General features: G+C 60.1%; 14 protein-coding genes. 10 read left to right on the forward strand and 4 right to left on the reverse strand.

Annotated features, from left to right (window positions below):
- From IPM89_15835 to bioD, 7 genes are all read left to right on the forward strand, one after another.
- Positions 1 to 2,874 carry an EAL domain-containing protein gene (locus IPM89_15835; GenBank protein ID QQS54240.1) on the forward strand — a complete coding sequence of 958 codons (2,874 nt, stop codon included), beginning with the start codon at positions 1 to 3 and terminating at the stop codon, positions 2,872 to 2,874.
- 67 nt (positions 2,875 to 2,941) lie between these two features.
- Positions 2,942 to 3,229, forward strand: coding sequence for a ferritin (locus IPM89_15840; protein ID QQS54241.1), 288 nt, complete (start codon positions 2,942 to 2,944; stop codon positions 3,227 to 3,229).
- A 374-nt stretch (positions 3,230 to 3,603) separates the two neighbouring features.
- Positions 3,604 to 4,596 (forward strand): biotin synthase BioB, encoded by a 993-nt coding sequence (gene bioB, locus IPM89_15845; protein ID QQS54242.1) that lies wholly within the window; start codon positions 3,604 to 3,606, stop codon positions 4,594 to 4,596.
- A gap of 13 nt (positions 4,597 to 4,609) precedes the next feature.
- Positions 4,610 to 5,932, forward strand: coding sequence for an adenosylmethionine--8-amino-7-oxononanoate transaminase (locus IPM89_15850; protein ID QQS54243.1), 1,323 nt, complete (start codon positions 4,610 to 4,612; stop codon positions 5,930 to 5,932).
- Positions 5,929 to 7,095, forward strand: coding sequence for an 8-amino-7-oxononanoate synthase (bioF, locus tag IPM89_15855; GenBank protein ID QQS54244.1), 1,167 nt, complete (start codon positions 5,929 to 5,931; stop codon positions 7,093 to 7,095). The genes IPM89_15850 and bioF overlap by 4 nt, the downstream gene beginning before the upstream one ends.
- Positions 7,070 to 7,888: a malonyl-ACP O-methyltransferase BioC gene (gene bioC, locus IPM89_15860; protein QQS55978.1), complete on the forward strand. Its 819-nt coding sequence runs from the start codon at positions 7,070 to 7,072 to the stop codon at positions 7,886 to 7,888. The genes bioF and bioC overlap by 26 nt, the downstream gene beginning before the upstream one ends.
- A gap of 9 nt (positions 7,889 to 7,897) precedes the next feature.
- Positions 7,898 to 8,587, forward strand: a complete 690-nt coding sequence (gene bioD, locus IPM89_15865) for a dethiobiotin synthase (protein ID QQS54245.1) — start codon at positions 7,898 to 7,900, stop codon at positions 8,585 to 8,587.
- An 86-nt stretch (positions 8,588 to 8,673) separates the two neighbouring features.
- On the opposite strand, the gene IPM89_15870 is transcribed toward bioD, so the two are convergent.
- From IPM89_15870 to IPM89_15885, 4 genes are all read right to left on the reverse strand, one after another.
- Positions 8,674 to 8,886, reverse strand: a complete 213-nt coding sequence (locus IPM89_15870; GenBank protein QQS54246.1) for a cold-shock protein — start codon at positions 8,884 to 8,886, stop codon at positions 8,674 to 8,676.
- Between the two features lie 230 nt (positions 8,887 to 9,116).
- The gene (gene rimI, locus IPM89_15875) at positions 9,117 to 9,584 is read right to left on the reverse strand and encodes a ribosomal protein S18-alanine N-acetyltransferase (protein QQS54247.1); all 468 of its coding nucleotides are present in this window, start codon (positions 9,582 to 9,584) and stop codon (positions 9,117 to 9,119) included.
- Positions 9,581 to 10,516 carry a uracil-DNA glycosylase gene (locus IPM89_15880; GenBank protein ID QQS54248.1) on the reverse strand — a complete coding sequence of 312 codons (936 nt, stop codon included), beginning with the start codon at positions 10,514 to 10,516 and terminating at the stop codon, positions 9,581 to 9,583. The genes rimI and IPM89_15880 overlap by 4 nt, the downstream gene beginning before the upstream one ends.
- A 10-nt stretch (positions 10,517 to 10,526) precedes the next feature.
- Positions 10,527 to 12,062 carry a 2-isopropylmalate synthase gene (locus tag IPM89_15885; GenBank protein QQS54249.1) on the reverse strand — a complete coding sequence of 512 codons (1,536 nt, stop codon included), beginning with the start codon at positions 12,060 to 12,062 and terminating at the stop codon, positions 10,527 to 10,529.
- 14 nt (positions 12,063 to 12,076) lie between these two features.
- Here IPM89_15885 and IPM89_15890 point away from each other — a divergent pair, with 14 nt between their 5' ends.
- The 3 genes from IPM89_15890 to treZ all read left to right on the forward strand — a co-directional run bounded on the left by IPM89_15890 (position 12,077) and on the right by treZ (position 16,394).
- Complete coding sequence (locus IPM89_15890) at positions 12,077 to 12,277, forward strand: hypothetical protein (GenBank protein QQS54250.1); 201 nt, start codon at positions 12,077 to 12,079, stop codon at positions 12,275 to 12,277.
- A gap of 20 nt (positions 12,278 to 12,297) precedes the next feature.
- Entirely contained in the window at positions 12,298 to 14,445 is a 2,148-nt protein-coding gene (gene glgX, locus IPM89_15895; GenBank protein QQS54251.1) for a glycogen debranching protein GlgX, read from the forward strand.
- Positions 14,446 to 14,549: 104 nt separating this feature from the next.
- Positions 14,550 to 16,394 carry a malto-oligosyltrehalose trehalohydrolase gene (gene treZ, locus IPM89_15900; protein QQS54252.1) on the forward strand — a complete coding sequence of 615 codons (1,845 nt, stop codon included), beginning with the start codon at positions 14,550 to 14,552 and terminating at the stop codon, positions 16,392 to 16,394.
- Positions 16,395 to 16,408: the final 14 nt, after the last annotated feature.

Consider the following 16,408-nt stretch of genomic DNA (forward strand, 5'->3'; position numbering starts at 1 on the left):
ATGATCCCGCCAACACGCCATGGCTTTTTTCTAAGTCTCAAATGGAAAGCCCTACTATTGAGCAGTATAGCCCTTGTCGTGGTGACTGGCGCATTGGTAACCATTAATTATATCGAATTGCGCAACCAATTTGAACAACGCCGTACGGAATCGCAGAACCAGTATGTCCATCAGGTTCAGGGATTACTGGAGCAGTCGAGCAAACAATTACGGCAATGGAGCACGATAATCGCTTCCTTGCTCAGAATCCATGCTGATTCTGTCGATCCAGACCGGAAGCAGATGATAGCTACATTTGAGCATCTGGCGGCGATTCTGGAATTGGATCTAGGGATGGAAAGTATCGCCCTCATCTCTTCGAGCAGTCGTTTTCTGGCAATGCATGGCCTGGAACCGGGGTCCAGTACGTGGACGACCCTCGCCCAAGTGAGTAGGCAGGTCGCGACCATGGAGAGTCCAGTTAGCCTGCTTGATTGCTCCGAGACTTGTCTACAATATGCCGTCGCACCCATCCTGGGTGTCGGTGGCGCGTTGGTACTGGGGTTGTCGCTGGCGGATATCGTGCTCGATTTTCAGCAAGTCTCCGGTACTGATCTTGGTCTGATCATCGGGCAAACTAGAACAATCCCTAAAAACAGTGATAACAAACGTTGGCTCCGACAATGGAATGTCAAAGTGGCGGCGCTTAGCAACATGAATACTAACATCAAGATCCTGCGTGCTGTGACCCAAAAACACACACTATCCGACAGTGCTAGACAATCGGTTTATATCAATGTAAATAATCGAGAATTCGAAGTTCGGCTGTTTCCGTTGCTTGGTTTTGGCGAGTGGACAGATGCATATTTGGTGATTGTTGCCGATATCAGCGATGCGATGGCAAAAATCCGAGCCGCGCTCCAGCGTAATATCACTTTGGGAACGATCGGTTTAGTTCTTTCAGAGCTATTACTATTGGCGATACTGTGGACACCCATGTCTCGATTGCGCCGCGCGGCCGCCAACCTGCCTTGGCTTGCCGACGGTGCCTTTTCCAAGATTCGTGAAGCAATTACGGCAACAAGGCAGACACAGTTCTTCAGAGATGAGGTGAGCGTTTTAAACGATACGGCGATCGCTCTTTCGCTTCAACTCGAAACGCTGAACGACGAAGCGATGGAGCGAACGCGGGATCTTTCCAAACGGATGACCGAGATTACACAGCAGCGCAACTTTGTGAACCATATTCTGGAGACAGCTCAGACCATTATCTTGACCCAGGATCGGCTCAATAACGTCCTGAGGATTAATCCTTATGGTTTGGCGATTACTGGCTATACGCTTGCGGAGTTGCAAGAGCGGCCATTCATTACTTTTCTAGCGTATAATGAGGGCGCTGATAGTATCCAGGAAAAGTTAACTGAGCTGGTGTCTGGCATACGGGAACATGTCGAGATGGAGTGCGATCTGTATTGCCGGGATCGCAGCATTCGCAATGTTATTTGGCATCATTCTCGTCTCAAAAACCAGATTGAGGACGACCCAATAATTTTGTCAGTGGGAATGGATATCACCGCCAGAAAAGATGCTGAATTGCGGTTAGCTTGGCTGGCGGATCACGATCCGCTGACCGGTCTTTACAACCGGCGCCGCTTCGAGCATGAGCTTAAGGAGGTGATCGCGGCGGCCAAGCGCTATCAACGCAGTGGGGCATTGCTGTTCCTTGATGTGGATCAATTCAAATATATCAACGATACCAGTGGTCATGGTGCGGGCGACCGTTTACTCCAGCGGCTCGGCGAACTACTCCTCGGCATCCTGCGCGAAGTTGATGTGATTGGTCGCTTGGGAGGCGATGAATTCGCGGTGATCCTCACACAGTCCACGAGCGAAGAAGCAGTGCAAGTGACTAGAAAAATTCTTGCCAGCATCAGTGAAATAGAATTTCAAGTCGATGATCAAATACACAAATTATCGGCCAGCATCGGTATCGCGCTATTTCCGAGTCACGGCACCAATATCGAAGAATTGCTGGCCCAAGCGGATCTCGCCATGTATCGAGTCAAGGATAGTGGGCGCGGAGGATGGCATCTTCCGTCGGATGATGATCAGAGCCAGCGACTCATGCGTACTCGTGTGCTCTGGAAGCAACGAGTGGAGTACGCACTCGTCAACGATCGCTTTCTACTGTACGCTCAACCGATCCTGGCGGTCCGTGACCGGACGGTCTCTCATTACGAAATACTCTTGAGAATGCAGGGCGACGACGGAGAGATAATACGGCCAAGCCAATTTATCGAGGTTGCGGAAAAATCAGGGCTGATTCACTCCATTGATCGCATGGTGATATCGAAGGCAATCCATTATCAATTCCTTGCGGAAAGACAGGGATTGCGAGTTATCTTTACCGTAAATCTATCCGCTCATGCGTTTAACAATCCTGATCTATTAAGCTATCTCAAGCAGCTTTTGCAGGAAACCAGGCTTGCTCCTCAGCGCATTATATTCGAAATGACTGAAACGGCTGCAATTGCAGATTTGGTGGCGGCTCGTCGATTTATGGAGGCGATCAATGAGATCGGCTGCCGTTTTGCGCTGGACGATTTTGGAACAGGATTTTCTTCATTCCAATATTTAAAGGAACTACCATTTGACTATATCAAGATTGACGGCTCGTTCATTCGAAAGCTTAGCTCGCGCACGGATGACCAGATCTTGGTTAAAGCCATGGCGGAAATAGCCCATGCCTTCGGTAAAAAGACGGTTGCCGAGTATGTGGAGGATCAGGAAACGCTCGCTCTGCTCGATAAATATCGAATTGACTATGCCCAAGGGTATCATATTGGGCGACCTGTTCCAGTAACGAGCATACTGGAAGAAAATTTGCTACATTGATACTCTGTAAATTTTATAGAGTGCAGTTGTGCAAATCCGCATTTTTCAAATGACAGGAGGCAATAAAATGGCTCATGAAGGTTATCACGAACCGATTTCGGAACTTTCCAATGATACACGGGACATGCATCGCGCGATCATTTCGCTTATGGAAGAACTGGAAGCGGTGGATTGGTACAATCAGAGAGTGGATGCTTGCCGAGATGAGGAGTTGAAGGCGATCCTCGCTCATAATCGGGATGAGGAAAAGGAACATGCCGCCATGGTGCTGGAATGGATTCGCAGGAGGGACCCGACCTTCGACAAGGAACTCAAGGATTACCTGTTTACGGAGAAAAAAATCGCCCACGGATAGCTGTTTGTGGGTTGATGATCATTCTCGGTCGCCCTCTCCAAGCCTGGTGGGCTTTCCGTCTATTTGCAAGGCCCCCTAACGTTGCGGGTTCGAGCACCTACTGGCCAGGCTCGGAATAAGGATCGGCGGGCTATCCCGCGTCTCGTGTTCTCCGGCACGTTCGTTGTGGCATGGTAACCGGCGTGCCGGGGGCATTGGGGGATGGTTTTCCAGACGGGGAATGCTATCTTAAGGCCGCTCAGGGGGCCGGCGGGCGGCTCTGGCACCGCCGCGGTGCCTCGACCCTCGGCCCTCGACCCTCGACATACCCAACCTCGCCACGTTTCCGAAGCCTTATCAGCGACTCACGCAGACCATCCTTGAGAATCACATCCATGAATGATACCGCTCTACTTTCCCAAGCCGTAACCCACGCCCGGCCACCGGTTCCCTGCACGCCGCGCTGGAGTGTCGAATCGGTTTTAGCGTTATTCGAACTGCCTTTCGCCGATCTGCTGTTTCAGGCTCAGGAAGCATTGCGCAAGCATTTCGACCCCAACGCGGTGCAGCGTTCGACCTTGCTGTCGATCAAGACCGGTAACTGCTCGGAGGATTGCGGCTACTGCTCGCAGTCCAAGCGCTACCAGACCGGGTTGGAGACGCAACGCTTGTTATCCACCGAGGAAGTGCTGGCAGCGGCCAAAGCAGCTAAGGAACAGGGCGCCGGCCGATTCTGCATGGGCGCGGCCTGGCGCGGCCCCAAGGAAAAAGACCTGCCCGCGGTCATGGAGATGGTCAGCGCCGTCAAGGCACTCGGGTTGGAGACCTGCGTGACCCTGGGCATTCTCAGGGATGGCCAGGCCGAACAGTTGAAGGAAGCCGGGCTGGACTACTACAACCATAATCTCGATACCGCCCCGGAGTTTTACGGGGATGTCGTCACCACGCACACTTATCAGGATCGGCTGGATACCTTGCAGACCGTGCGCGAGGCTGGCTTGAAGGTCTGTAGCGGCGGCATCGTCGGCATGGGCGAATCGCGCCAGCATCGTGCCGGCTTGATCGCCAAACTGGCCAGTCTCGACCCACCGCCGGAATCGGTGCCGATCAACAACCTGGTGCCGATTCCCGGCACGCCGCTGGCCAACAGCGATCCGATCGATATTTTCGAGTTTGCCCGCACCATTGCCGCCGCTCGCATCACCATGCCACGCAGCTATGTGCGCCTGTCGGCCGGACGGGAGCAGATGAACGAGTCCGAACAGGCGCTGTGCTTTCTGGCCGGGGCCAACTCGATTTTCTACGGTGACCACCTGCTGACCACCAGCAATCCGCAAACGCCTCTGGATAACACGCTTTTTGAAAAGCTCGGGTTGCACGGCATCTGAACGACGACCGCCCATGACCAATGCTGACTGGTTGAATCGCAGCCTGAAAGCGGTTTGGCATCCCTGTACCCAGATGAAGTATCACGACACCGGGGCGTTGCCGCTGATACCGGTGAACCGTGGCGCGGGTGCGTGGCTGTACGACTTCGACGGTCGGCGTTATCTGGATGCCATCGGTTCGTGGTGGGTGAACCTGTTCGGCCATGCCAACCCCCGCATCAGCGCCGCCGTGAAGGATCAGCTTGACCGGCTCGAACATGTGATTCTGGCCGGATTCACCCACGCGCCGGTGGTGGAACTGTCGGAGCGGCTGTCGGCCCTGACCAACGGCGAGCTGGGTCATTGTTTCTATGCCTCGGACGGTTCGGCGGCGGTGGAGATCGCCCTGAAAATGTCGCATCACTACTGGCGCAATCATGCTCAGCCCGGCAAGCAGGCATTCCTCTGTCTGGCCGGCAGCTACCATGGCGAGACGCTGGGCGCGCTGGGGGTCAGCGATGTCGGTTTATACAAGGAGGCCTATGGGCCGCTGATGCATCATGCCATCGCGGTCCCTTCTCCCGATGCCCGTCAGGCCGAGGTCGGAGAGACGGCCGCCGATGTCGCGCGCCGCGCCGCGGCCGGACTGGAAGCGATGCTGGCGGCCCGGCATGAATCGGTCGCCGCGCTGATCGTCGAGCCGCTGGTGCAGGGCGCCGGCGGGATGGTGATGTACGACCCCGAGTACCTGCGGCTGGCTCGCGCCCTGTGCGACCGCTACCGGATTCACCTGATCGCCGACGAAATCATGGTCGGATTCGGCCGCACCGGCACCCTGTTCGCCCACGAACAGGCCGGCATCCGCCCCGATCTGCTCTGTCTGTCCAAGGGAATCACCGGCGGTTACCTGCCGTTGTCGGTGGTGCTGGGCACCGACGATCTGTACGGTGCCTTCTACGACGACAGCTACAACCGTGCTTTCCTGCATTCCCACTCCTATACCGGCAATACCCTGGCCTGCCGGGCAGCACTGGCGACCCTGGACATTTTCGCCGAGGACGAGGTATTGGCGCGCAACCGGCGCTTTGCCGAACGTTTCACCGATCTGCTGGCGCCACTGGCGCAGCACCCGCGGGCGCGGCATTTTCGCCAGCGCGGCATGATCTGGGCTGTCGATATCGACAGCGCCGATCCCGATTTTCGCTTGCGTTTCTTTCGCGAGGCGCTGCAACGCGAACTACTGCTGCGACCGCTGGGAACCACGCTGTACTTTATGCCGCCCTACATTCTCGACGACGAAGAAGCAGTCTTGCTGGCCGAACGCGCGGTGGCGGCGCTGGATGCCACGCTGGCATGATTTGGGACGAACTGGACGGGGGTCTTGCCCAACTGAGGGCGGAGGGGCTGCTGCGCCGTCGTCGTACCCTGGAGGCGCCTTGCGGTCCGGAGGCACTGGTCGATGGCCAGCGGCTGATCGCGTTTTGCAGCAACGATTACCTCGGTTTGGCCAACCATCCGACCCTGGTCGCGGCGGCGCGGGAGGCGGCCGAACGCTGGGGCGTGGGCAGTGGCGCCTCACATGTGGTGAGCGGACACCTGCGGCCCCATCAGGAATTGGAAGAACGACTGGCGGCCTTCGTGGGCCGCGAGCGGGCGCTGTATTTCGGTACCGGTTACATGGCCAATCTGGCGATCGTGCCAGCGCTGGTGGGGCGCGACGACGCCGTGTTCGCCGACAAGCTGAATCACGCTTCGCTGATCGACGCCGCCCTGCTGGCGCGCGCCGAGCACCTGCGTTATCCGCATGGTGACATGGAGGCGCTCGCCCAGCGTCTGGGACGGAGTTCAGCCCGGCGCAAACTGATCCTCACCGACGCGGTGTTCAGCATGGATGGCGATCTGGCGCCGTTGCCGGAGCTGTTCGAACTGGCTGAACGCTTCGATGCCTGGTTGGTGGTCGACGACGCGCACGGCTTCGGGGTACTCGGCCCGGCGGGTCGGGGCAGCCTCGCCCATTTCGAGTTGCCGCCCTCGCCGCGCTTGATCCTGATGGGGACACTCGGCAAGGCGGCCGGTGGGTCCGGCGCGTTCGTGGCCGGCGACCGGTGCGTGATCGAATGGCTGGCGCAGCGGGCGCGCCCCTATATTTTCACCACCGCCGCCAGTCCGATCATGGCCGCCGTGCTGCTGGCCAGTCTGGAACTGATCGCCGCGGGCGACGACCGGCGCGCTCACCTGCAACAGCTGATCGCCCGCTTGCGGGCCGGGCTCGCCGACCCACGGTGGTGCCTGTTGCCATCCCGGACAGCGATCCAGCCGCTGCTGGTCGGCGACAACGAAGCCGCCGTGCGGCTGTCCGAACGCTTGTTCGAACGCGGCCTGTGGGTGCCGGCCATCCGGCCGCCCACCGTGCCGGTCGGGACCGCCCGCTTGCGGGTTTCCCTCTCCGCCGCGCACGATGCCAGTCAGCTTGACACCCTCATTACGACCCTACATGACTGTGCCGATCACCCTCACTAGCCCGCCCGTCACACTGCCGGCCAAGCAGCGCATCCGGCAAGCCTTCGACCAGGCGGCGGCGACCTACGATGCCGCCGCCGATGTCCAGCGGGAGGTGTGCGACCGACTGGCGCTTTGCTGGGACCAGACCGGTCTAACACGGGATCCCGCCGCCATTCTGGACGCGGGCTGCGGTACCGGTTACGGCGCGTTCTGGTTGCGGCGGCGCTGGCCACGCGCCCGCTTGGCGTTGATCGATTTTGCACCCGGTATGTTGGTGGCCACTCGTGCCCACGGCGCCGGAGTGGAGCGAATCTGCGCTGATATCGAATCCCTGCCGCTGGCTGATCGCGGTTTTGATCTGTACTGGTCCAGTCTGGCTTGGCAGTGGAACGATCCAGGTGGGTGCTTGGCCGAGGCCGGACGGGTATTGAAAGCCGGCGGCGTGTTGGCGGTCGCTACTTTGGGAACCGATAACTTTCCCGAGTTGCGCCATGCCTTTGCCGAAATCGATGAATACAGCCACGTACTGACCATTGCACCGCCCGAGCGCCTGCTGGCGGATTGCCGGGCTGGGGATTGGGAAATGCGGATTTGGCAACGGCAGCCGGTGCGCCGACATTATCCCGATGTGCGGACCCTGCTTCGGGCGGTCAAGGCGGTCGGAGCACGCGAGGTCGAACAGCGTCGTCCCACGCCCTTGAGCCGTGGCGCCTGGCGGGCCATCACCGCGCGCTACGAACAGCTGCGGGAAGCCGCTGGACTGCCGTTGACCTACGATGCGGTATGGCTGATCGCCACGAGAACGGGTTGAGCGATTTCCATGAAACAGGCTTTTTTCGTGACCGGCACCGATACCGGGGTAGGCAAGACCCATGTGACCTGTGCCTTGCTGCACGCCACGCGCCGGCGAGGTTGGACCACGGTCGGCATGAAGCCGATCGCGGCGGGTGTTGGGGATGACGGACATAACGAAGACGTCACGCGCCTGCTGGCGGCGGGTTCCATCACGCCGCCGCGCGATTGGGTCAACCCCTTTCTGTACGATCCTTTCATCGCTCCGCATATCGCCGCCCACGCGGCGGGTCGGCCCATCAGGATATCGGTGATCCAGCAGGCGTTCGAGCGTTTGCAGGCTCTGGCGGAGGTGGTGTGGGTGGAAGGCGTGGGCGGGTTTCAGGTGCCGCTGGACGAGCGGTACGACACCGCCGATTTGGCGCGCATGCTGGCTTTTCCGGTAATTCTGGTGGTTGGTATGCGGCTGGGTTGCCTCAATCACGCGCTGCTCACCGCCGAGGCGATTACCCGGCGAGGGTTGACGGTGGCGGGGTGGGTCGCCAATCGCATCGATTCGGCCATGGACTGTTTCGAAGCGAATCTCGACACGCTCCGCGCCCGGCTGAATGCGCCGTTGCTGGGGGTGCTTCCATACGGTGAAAATCCCGAGCAAGTCGCGCCGGCGCTGCGCCTATCGATTTTACCGGGTTTTAACGCTGCTCCCTCAGCGGCCTGAAACGGGATGTAATGTATTGGCGGAGGAAGAAAAAAAGCCCGGGAATACCGGGCTTTTTTAGAAATCTGGACGGCCGAACGAAAAATCTAGTCCTCGTCCAGGGGCTTGATATTGGTGGCTTGCTTGCCTTTTGGCCCCATGGTGACGTCGAAGGAAACCTTCTGATTTTCCTTGAGCGTCTTGAAGCCGCGCGCCTGAATCGCGGAAAAGTGCGCAAACACGTCGTCGCCGCCGTTATCGGGCGTAATGAAACCGAACCCCTTGGATTCGTTAAACCACTTGACGGTACCAGTGACCATATTGATGCATTTCCTGAGAACTAAGGGTATTGGAACAATCGGGTAGAAACCCGAACAAGCCGCACGAATTCAAGGCGGGGAAAATGACGGACTGAATAACCAGCGGTCGTTACAGCGGACGAACAAATTCACCACTTAAAAATCATACGCACCAAAACTATAGGCGAAGCCCATCGGTAGGGCAAGTTGATTTTCGTGCGGGCCGTTTTTGCTCTTAATCCCTGTTCTCATCAGAGTTCCTTGGCCATCACCAGGGCGTCTTCCCGCCCACCGGCGGCGGGATAATAGCTCGGCCGCAAGCCGATTTCACAAAAGCCGGCGGAGTGGTAAAGCCGCACGGCGGCGGTGTTGGTGGGGCGAACCTCCAGGAACACGCTCTGCACCTCGGCGGTGCGCGCCAGTTCGAGCAGGTGCTCCAGCATGCGCCGTGACAGCCCATGTCCCCGCAGTTCCGGTCGCACGCAAAGGTTAAGGATATGGGCTTCGCCGGCCGCCGCCGACATCACGCCGTAGGTCTGAATGAAGCCGTGTGGGGTTTCCAATACCTGGCAGTGGTAACCGACCCGGATACAGTCGCGAAAGATGCTTTCGGTCCAGGAGAATTCATAGGCGCGTTTCTCGATCGTGAGCACTTCCCGGAGATCGGCGTAGAGCATTTTTCGGAATCGGCCAATCCGGTGTTCTTTTAACACATTCATGAACTTGAGGGCCTCGGGTCCGGTTCGCTCGGAGAGGCGGTGGCCGCGGCGCGGCGCGCCAGCCGCAGGTCGTCCCAGACCTTGCGTTTCTCGCGCGGCGCGCGCAGCAGATAGGCGGGATGGTAGGTCACCACCAGCGGAATTTGCGCCGGACCGAAGTGGTGGACCCGGCCGCGCAGCTTGCCGATTTGCGTGTCGGTATCCAGCAGGTTCTGGGCGGCGATGCGACCCAGCGCGAAGATGATGCGTGGCCGGATCAGTTCGATCTGGCGTTCCAGGAACGGTCGGCAGAGCTTGGCCTCGGCGGGCGCCGGGTCGCGGTTTTCCGGCGGGCGGCATTTCAAAATATTCGCGATGTACGCCTGTTCGCGTTTCAGGCCGATCGCCAACAGCATCGGATTGAGCAGCTTGCCGGCCCGACCGACGAACGGCTCGCCGAGCCGGTCCTCGTCGGCGCCCGGCGCCTCGCCGATCACCAGCCAGTTGGTTTCACGGTCACCGGTTCCGAACACGGCCTGGGTACGGGTGGCGCACAGGCCGCAGGCGGTGCACTGCCGGGCTTCCGCCGCAAGTTCCTCCCAATCCATCCGGGCGATGCGCGCTTCGCGGCTGGCGGCTGGCGGCGTGGAGGCGTGATCGACGGCGGTTTCGAATACCGGTTCCCAATCGTCCGTCATGGGCGGTGTCCAGTCATCAGGGGGTAAAGATTCGAACTCCTCCGCATCCCTCATGGCCATCGGCTGCGGTTGATCCTGAGAGTACTCCAGCTCGGCGGGGGGGGAACTCGCGGCGGAGGGATTGGACGCGGGAGCGGAAGCATCCAACCCCGCCGTTACGGGAGGAGCTTGCGGATGCCCGGCCAGTGGCCGACGCGGCAGCCACAGCGGAATGCCCAGCGCGGCCAGATACTCGCGCTTGCGGTCGTCGGTCACGGTGGTCTGCTCACAACAGTTGCGGATGCGCCCGCTCGGCCGGTTGCAACATCTTGTTGAGCGCGTTCACATAAGCCTTGGCCGAGGCGATCACAATGTCGGTATCCGCGCCCTGACCGTTGACGATCCGGCCGCTCTTGGAGACGCGCACCGTTACCTCGCCCTGGGAATCGGTGCCGCTGGTGATGTTGTTGACCGAGTACAGCAGCAGGTCGGTGCCTGTCCGCAAGATGCTTTCGATCGCCTTGAACGAGGCATCCACCGGACCGCCGCCCTCCGCGGTCGCGTTGCATTCCTTGCCATCCACCGACAGGGTGACTTGGGCGCTCGGAGTTTCGCCGGTTTCCGAGCAGACCCGCAGGTAAAGCAGCTTGACCCGCTCATTTTCCGCCGTCAGATAAGCATCGGTGACCAGTGCCTGCAAGTCTTCGTCATACACCTCATGCTTTTTATCGGCCAGCTCCTTGAAGCGGGCGAAGGCATCATTCAATTCTTCCTCGGTGGCGAAACTGACGCCCAATTCCTCCAGTCGCGTGCGGAAGGCATTGCGGCCCGAGTGCTTGCCCATGACCATGCGATTGGCGCTCCAGCCCACATCTTCCGCGCGCATGATCTCGTAGGTTTCCCGGTGCTTGAGCACGCCGTCCTGATGAATACCGGATTCGTGGGCGAAGGCGTTGGCGCCGACGATGGCCTTGTTCGGTTGCACCGGGAAGCCGGTGATGTTGGCTACCAGCCGCGAGGCCGGTACGATCTGGGTGGTGTCGATGCCGGTTTCCAGTTGGAATACGTCGTGGCGGGTGCGCACCGTCATCACGATCTCTTCCAGCGAGGCGTTGCCGGCCCGCTCGCCCAGGCCGTTGATGGTGCATTCCACCTGGCGCGCGCCGGCCAGTACCGCCGCCAGCGAGTTGGCCACCGCCAGACCCAGATCGTTGTGACAGTGGACGGAGAAGATGGCTTTGTCGGCGTTCGGCACCCGCTCGATCAAACTGCGAATGGTGTGGGCAAACTGCTCGGGGACGTTGTAGCCGACCGTATCGGGAATATTGATGGTGCGAGCGCCGGCGTCGATCACCGCCTCGGTGATCCGGCACAGAAAATCCAGCTCCGAACGGCCGGCGTCCTCGGCGGAGAATTCCACGTCGTCGGTCCAGCGCCGGGCGCGGCGCACCGCCTCGACCGCCCGCTCCACCACCTGGTCCGGTTCCATGCGCAGCTTCATCTTCATATGGATCGGCGAGGTGGCGATAAAGGTGTGAATACGGCCCGCCGCCGCCTCTTTCAACGCCTCGCCGGCCCGATCGATGTCGGCGTCGGCGGCGCGGGCCAGACCACAGACCACACTGTCCTTGACCACCCGCGCCACCGCCCGCACCGCTTCGAAATCGCCGGGGCTGGCAATCGGAAAACCGGCTTCGATCACGTCTACCCGCATCCGCTCCAGCATCTTGGCGATGCGGACTTTTTCTTCCTTGGTCATGGAGGCGCCGGGGCTTTGCTCGCCGTCGCGCAGGGTGGTATCAAAGATAATCAGTTTGTTCATGCGGGTGTTCTCCAGTGAAGTTTGATCGCCGCGCCGGTGGCTGGCGAAGCCGGCGGATCATGGCGGTTGATTATGGCGATTTTGCGAGCTTTGTCAGCCGAATGTTGAGTGGTGCCGGGCTTCTGCCCGGCTCGTCGCGCGGCGGCCGGTATCAGGGAGTCGGCGTGCTTTTCGTCGGACGGCTGGCGATAGCCTGTTACAATAATAAATCCTAATCATGGAGTAAGGAGATTTTATGTCCCAACCACTTTGGCCTGGCAAACCCTATCCGCTGGGTGCTTATTGGAATGGCAAAGGTACCAATTTCGCGCTGTTTTCGGAGAACGCCACCAAAGTCGAACTGTGCCTGTTCGATGAGCAAAACCGCGAAACCCGGCTGGAGCTTACAGAGGTCAATAAGTTTATTTGGCATGGGTACGCCCCGGAAATCGAACCGGGGCAGCGCTATGGATTTCGGGTACATGGGCCGTTCGCGCCGCACGAGGGGCATCGCTTCAACCCGAACAAGCTGCTGATCGATCCCTACGCCAAGGCGCTTGACGGCGACGTCCAGCCGGGCGAAGCCATTTTCGGCTATCCGTGGGACCAGCCCGAAGATGATCTGGCCTTTTCCGAAAGCGACAGCGCGCCGCTGATGCCGAAGGCCGTGGTGGTCGACCCGCGTTTCGACTGGGAAGGCGACGAGCTGCTGCGCACACCCTGGCACGAGACCGTGATTTACGAGATGCATGTCCGGGGATTCACCCGCCTGCACCCGGACATTCCGCCGGAGTTGCGCGGCACTTACGCCGGTTTGGCGCATCCCGCCGCCATCGCCCATCTGCGCTCGATCGATGTGACAGCAGTCGAACTGATGCCGGTGCATCACTACCTGGCCCATCCAGGGCATCTGGCGGACACCGGGCTGCGCAATTATTGGGGTTACGACTCGCTGAGTTTTCTCTCCCCCTACTCCGGCTACAGCGCCAGCGGCAGCCAGGGCCAACAGGTGCGCGAATTCAAGGAGATGGTCAAGGCGCTGCACCGGGCGGGTATCGAGGTGATTCTGGACGTGGTTTACAACCACACCGGCGAAGGCAGCCAGATGGGGCCGACCCTGACCTTGCGGGGGGTGGATAATGCCGCCTACTACCGCTTGGTCGAAGACAATCCACGCTACTACATGGACTTCACCGGTTGCGGCAATTCGCTCAACGTCCGCCATCCGCAGGTGCTCAAGCTGATCATGGACAGCCTGCGCTACTGGGTGCTGGAAATGCATGTCGACGGTTTCCGTTTTGATCTGGCCTCGGCGCTGGCGCGGGAACTGTATGCGGTTGACCGGCTGGCGGCATTTTTCGACATTATTCATCAGGACCCGGTGCTGTCCGATGTGAAATTGATCGCCGAGCCGTGGGACATTGGCGAAGGTGGCTATCACGTCGGCGGCTTCCCCTTGCTGTGGTCGGAATGGAATGGTCGCTATCGGGATACGGTGCGCGACTTCTGGCGCGGCGAACCGAGCCGGCTGGCCGAATTCGCCTTTCGCTTCACCGGCAGTTCCGATCTCTACCAGCCCAATGGCCGCAACCCCAGCGCCAGCATCAACTTCATCATCGCCCACGACGGTTTCACCCTGCACGATCTGGTCAGCTACAACGAAAAGCACAACGAAGCCAACAACGAGGGCAGCCGCGACGGGGAAAGCCACAACCGTTCCTGGAATTGTGGCGCCGAGGGTGAAACCGACGATCCGGCGGTTCTGCAACTGCGCCAGCGCCAGCAGCGCAATTTCCTGGCGACGCTGTTCCTGTCGCAGGGCATTCCCATGCTGCTGGCCGGCGACGAGATGGGCCGCACCCAGCACGGCAACAATAATGCTTACTGCCAGGACAACGAGTTGTCCTGGCTGAACTGGGATCTGCCGGAGGAAAACGCGGCGCTGTTGGAATTTGTCCGCGAATTAATGGCATTCCGTTACGACCATCCGGTGTTGCGCCGCCGTAAATGGTTCCAGGGGCGCTCGATCCACGGTTCTGGTGTCCATGACATCATCTGGTTCAACCCGGATGGCGGCAAGATGACCGATGAGCAATGGCATGACGGATTGGCCAAGGCCATTGGGATCTTTCTGAACGGCGAGGAAATCGCCACTCCCAATCGGCGCGGCGAGCAGGTCATCGACGACAGTTTCATTTTGTTGTTCAACGCGGATGACGAGACGGTCGAGTTCAGCCTGCCCGAGGAACTGCTGGGTTGGGAATGGCGCACCGTCATGGATACCGCCCAGCCACGCTTTCTACAGCGCGGCCGTTGCTACGGCACTGAAGCACCCACCGTCCCGGTGGCCTGGCGGGCGCTGGTGGTGCTGCAGCGGCAGGATGCCGCGTCGGCCGCGGATTGAACCCCGCTCGCTCTTCTCACTCCCGTAATCGAGCCTTTGAAACGGTGGCTGCTGGCGACGCTGGCTGGCCGAGTTTGGCATTTGCTTAACAGAGGTATGATCTTATGAGTCAATTTACCCTGGGGTCGCATTACCTCGGTGATCGCCAATGTGCGTTCACCCTGTGGGCGCCCTTGTTGAAGCAGGCGGCGGTCCACTTGGTCGCGCCCGAGGACCGGCGGGTTCCCATGATCCGCGACGAACGCGGTTACTGGCACGCCACCGTCACCGGCATCGAACCCGGTGCGCTTTACTTCTATCGGTGGGATGGGGAAACCGACCGTCCCGATCCCGTTTCCCACAGCCAGCCGCAAGGCGTGCATGGCCCATCGCGGGTGGTGGACCACGCCTTCGCCTGGACGGACACGGGCTGGCAACCGCCGCCGCTGACACAGTGGGTGATGTACGAGCTGCACGTCGGGACGTTTACCGCCGAAGGCACCTTCGACGCCATCATCCCGCGCCTGCCGGAGTTGCGGGAGCTGGGCGTGAACGCTTTGGAACTACTGCCGGTCGCGCAATGCCCCGGCGACCGCAACTGGGGCTACGATGGCGTTTACCCCTACGCGGCGCAGGATTCCTACGGTGGAGTCGAGGGTCTCAAGCGGCTGGTCGATGCCTGCCACCGTGAGGGTTTGGCGGTCATCATGGATGTGGTCTACAACCATCTGGGTCCCGAAGGCAATTACCTGTGGGGACTGGGAACCTATTTCACCAACCAGTACCGCACCCCCTGGGGCGATGCCGTCAACTACGATGGTCCCCACAGTCCCGGTGTCCGCGAATACGTGGTCGGTAACACCCGCTACTGGTTCGAGACCTGCCACTGCGATGCGCTGCGGCTGGATGCGGTTCACGCCATCTACGATTTCGGCGCGCGCCACATCCTGGCGGAACTGGCCGAAGCCGCCGCGGATTGCGAACAACGCCAGGGCCGACCGTTCTATCTCATCGCCGAAAGCGATCTCAACGATCCGCGCATCGTGCGCCCGTTGAGCACGGGCGGTTACGGGCTGGACGCGCAATGGAGCGACGATTTTCACCACGCCTTACATACGGTGCTGACCGGCGAGCGGCATGGTTATTACGAGGATTTCGGCGCCCTGGAGCAGATGGCGCAGATCTATCGCCGGCCGTTCGTCTATGCCTGGGACTACTCCCCACACCGCCAGCGTTTCCACGGTGACGATCCCAGTGACTGCCCGGCCTGGCGCTTCGTGGTGTGCAGTCAGAATCATGATCAGGTGGGCAATCGGGCGCTGGGTGACCGATTTTCGGGCCTGCTGCCGTTTCCGGCCCTGAAGCTGGCGGCGGCGGCGGTGCTGCTGTCGCCTTACCTTCCGATGCTGTTCATGGGCGAGGAATATGGCGAGCCTCACCCATTCCTCTATTTCATCAGCCACGGCGACCCGGCGTTGATCGAAGGGGTTCGTGAGGGCCGAAAAAAGGAATTTGCCGCCTTCCACGCTAAAGGCGAAGCGCCCGATCCGCAGTCCGAAGCGACGTTCCAGAGCTCGAAACTGCAATGGGAACTCGGAAAAACGGGCCGAAATGGACAATTGCGCGCCTTCTATCGCGAATTGCTGCGGCTGCGGCGGGAACTGCCAGCGCTGGCCCGGTTGGACAATGCCAGCCTGACCGCGACCGTGGTTGCTCCGACCGTGCTGGAATTGCGGCGCTGGTGCGATGACAACCGTATCGTCGTCTGGATGAATTTCGCCGCCGATCCGGCGACCGTGGCCGTGGCGCCGGGCGCGGGTGCGTGGCGCCGGTTGCTGGATGCGGCCGAGCCGGCCTGGGGTGGTGACGGTTCCAAGCTGCCGGCGCAACTGGCCGATGGAACGACTCCGAACCCGCTCACCCTTCCGCCTTACGCCGTGGTGATCTACGCCGCCGGCGTTTCCGCCTGAACGCTCATCGACAA

This window comes from Candidatus Competibacteraceae bacterium (assembly GCA_016699715.1).
In the GTDB taxonomy this organism is placed as follows: Bacteria; Pseudomonadota; Gammaproteobacteria; order Competibacterales; family Competibacteraceae; genus Competibacter.